This is a genomic window from bacterium, assembly GCA_021372775.1.
Taxonomy (GTDB): domain Bacteria; phylum Acidobacteriota; class Polarisedimenticolia; order J045; family J045; genus JAJFTU01.
The window spans coordinates 1-3,149 of sequence record JAJFTU010000254.1 but is presented as its reverse complement, the minus strand read 5'-3'; the positions used below and the strand labels follow the sequence as shown (position 1 = coordinate 3,149).

Sequence of the window (3,149 nt, the reverse complement as noted above, 5' to 3'; positions counted from 1 at the left end):
CCGGACCAGGTCTCGCCGGTGTAGGTGTTGCGCGTGCCCCAGGCGTCGGTGTGGTAGACCGCGCCCCCCTCGACGTTCGAGATCCAGTCGGCCTCGCCGCGGATGTAGTTCGTGCGCTGGTAGTCGATGTAGTCTTGGCTCCGCTGCCGCTCGTCGTAGGCCGCCTGCATCATGTCGTGGATCTCGCTCGCGTTGCGCGCGACGATGCGGCTCGTCTCCTCCTGCATCCGCCGCAGCCGCGCCATCCCGCTCGCGATGTAGTTCCTCCGGAACTGGTCGTCGATCGCGTACGACTGGGCCATCGCCGCGAAGGTCGGCACGTACTCCTCGAACCGCGCCGCCGGGGCGGTGAGCGTCATGTGCCAGAACGTCCAGTTGGTGTCGAGGCGCGAGCCGAACGAGATCCCGAACGTGTACCCCTTGCCCGGCCCCTCGCGGCCGTCGAACGTGTAGACCAGCTCCTGCGTGCGGACCGGGCCGGACGTGAAGACGCGCGCCATCTGCGCGTCGAGGTCGGGGCGGGGGATCGTCTCGATGTAGCGGATGTCGGCGACGATGTTCCGCGTGACGAACGGCCACGCGTCGGACGGCTGGAGGTACGGCGAGACGAGGATGTTCGGCGCGCGCACCCCGAGGCGCGGCGTGACGACGTCCACCGACCCGACGACGAAGCTGGCGCCGTCGGCCGGGTTGCGGGCGAGGAACTTCCCCGCGCCGAAGCTGTCGAGCGTCCACCCCGCCGGGAGGCCGAGCGTCGCCGAACCGTCGGCGAGGCGATGCGTCTCGAGCGGCTGCGCGACGGCGGCGCGCGCGGGGCCCGCCGGCGCGAACCCGCGCTTCATCAACCGCAGGTTGGCGACGACGCTCAGCAGCAGCGGCCGCGCCGCGGCGAGCCGCCCCGCCGGCGCCTCGCAGCGGACGGCGAGGAACGCGCCGCGGTCGGCGCTGACGTAGAGCCGTCCCTCGCGCGCCCCCTTGCCGGGGAGCGTCATGGCGTATCCGGCCACGGCGCGCGTTCCGGCGCGGTCCCGCGAGGCCTCCTTGATCGAGAAGTCCTTCGAGGCCTGCGCCAGCAGGCGGATCATCGCCGCCAGGACGTTCTCCGCGGCGCCGAAGCGGTTCTCCCCCTGCATGACGCGCGTCTCGAGCGCGCCGTCGGGGCTCGCCGCGCTCACGACCCACGACGAGCCGGTCGAGCTCTCGGCGACCTTCCATCCGGCGGGCCGGTAGAGGACGAAGTTGGCGTTCGTCGAGACGTACTTCTCCATCGGCGGCGCCTTCGCCGCGGCGGCGGGCGGCGTCGCCGCGGCGAAGAACAGCGGCGACGAGAGGACGGCGACGAAGCGGACGGCGGCGGAGAGACGATCGCGCATCAGGGGACCCTCGCTGGCGGGAAGGTACGCACGGTGAAGCCGAGATTGTTGCGCGGGGACGATCGACAATCGCCGTGGGCGCAAAGAGGACAAGAATTCGGGCAGGCGGGGGCGCGGAGGACGGCTCGCGGGCGCGAAGGCAATTAAGATGGCGGCATCGGGGATCGGAGCGGCCACGCCGTCGCTCCCGGAGAGGCGCCCGCCATGACCGTGAAGAGCTGCTTCGGTTGGACCGCCCTGTGCCTGCTCGCCGCCGCCTCCTTGGCGTCGGCGGCGCCGCCGAGTTTCGAGGAACGAGTCAAGGCCCAGGAGGCGATCGAGCGGGTCTACTACGCGCACCGGATCTGGCCCGCGGAGAACCCGGCGCCGAAGCCGCCCTTCGAGCGGATGGTCCCTCGCGCCGCGCTGGAAGCGAAAGTGCGGGAGACGCTCAAGAAGTCGGCGGCGCTCGAGAAGTTCTGGCAGCGGCCGATCACCGCCGCGCAGCTTCAGGCCGAGATGGACCGCATGGCGGCGGAGACGAAGGACCCCGCGACGCTGCTCGAGCTGTTCGCGGCGCTCGACGACGATCCGACGCTGATCGCCGAATGCCTGGCCCGGCCCGCCCTCGCCGACCGGCTGCTGCGCGAGGCGTACGCCGGCGACGCGCGCCTCCACCGCGAGACGCGGGAGCGGGCCGAGGCCGCGTCGGCCTCGTGGGGCGGCGTCCCGGCCGGCGGATCGCCGGGCGAGCCGCGGACCTTCGTCGCGACGCTCGCCCCCGACGGGGGGCGCGCGGAGACGCAGCCGAACGACGCGCCGGGGTCGGTCGCGTTGGGCGCCGATGAGTTCGCCCGCGCGGCGGCGGAGAGTCCCGAAGCCGGCGCGCCGGCCGTGCTGCGCGAGACGCCCGAGGCGTTCGTCGTCGTGCGCGCGCGGCTCAAGACGCGGGCCCGCCTCGAACTCGAGACGCTGACCTTCGCCAAGCGGGACCTGTCGGAGTGGCTGGAGAGCCTGCCCGCGGACGACGTCGCGGCCGTCGCGCCGCAGCCGGAGTCCGGACTGCGCCGACCGACGATGGCGGCCGCGGTCTGCAACTCGGGAACGTGGACGCAGGCGACGTCGCTCGTCGGCGTCCCCGACAGCCGCCGCTACTTCGCGGCGGTCTGGACGGGGACGGAGATGATCGTGTGGGGCGGGACCACGTCCACGTCCCCCTTCGTCACGAACACGGGCGGCCGCTACAACCCGGCCACCGACACTTGGACGCCGACCTCGACGGGGACGAACTGCCCCACGGCGCGCGAACTGCCGGCCTACGTCTGGACCGGAACGGAGATGATCGTCTGGGGCGGGAACAACGCCGCCAGCGTCCCGCTGGCCGACGGCGGACGGTACAACCCGGTCGCCGACTCGTGGGCCGCGACCTCGACCGGAACCGGCTGCCCCACCGGCCGGACCCACCTCACCGCCGTTTGGACAGGGAACGCCATGATCGTCTGGGGCGGCGTCTCGGCCACCGCGTACGAAAACACGGGCGCCCGCTACACGCCGGCCACCGACACATGGGCGCCGACCTCCACGGGCGCGGACTGCCCCGCGGGACGGCATTTCCACACCGCCGTGTGGACCGGCACGGCGATGATCGTCTGGGGCGGCAGCACGATGTCCGGCTCCGCCACGTACTATCTCGGAACGGGCGGGCGCTACAACCCGACCACCGACACGTGGATGCCGACCGCCACGTCCCCCAACTGCCCGGCGGGACGCTACCAGCACTCCGCCGTCTGGACCGGC

At 72.8% G+C, this 3,149-nt stretch carries 2 protein-coding genes; one reads left to right on the top strand and one right to left on the bottom strand.

Annotated features, from left to right (window positions below):
• On the bottom strand, positions 1-1,373 hold a 1,373-nt coding region (locus tag LLG88_09105), incomplete at its 3' end, for a hypothetical protein (protein MCE5247058.1).
• 204 nt (positions 1,374-1,577) lie between these two features.
• Here LLG88_09105 and LLG88_09100 point away from each other — a divergent pair.
• On the top strand, positions 1,578-3,149 hold a 1,572-nt coding region (locus LLG88_09100; protein ID MCE5247057.1), incomplete at its 3' end, for a hypothetical protein.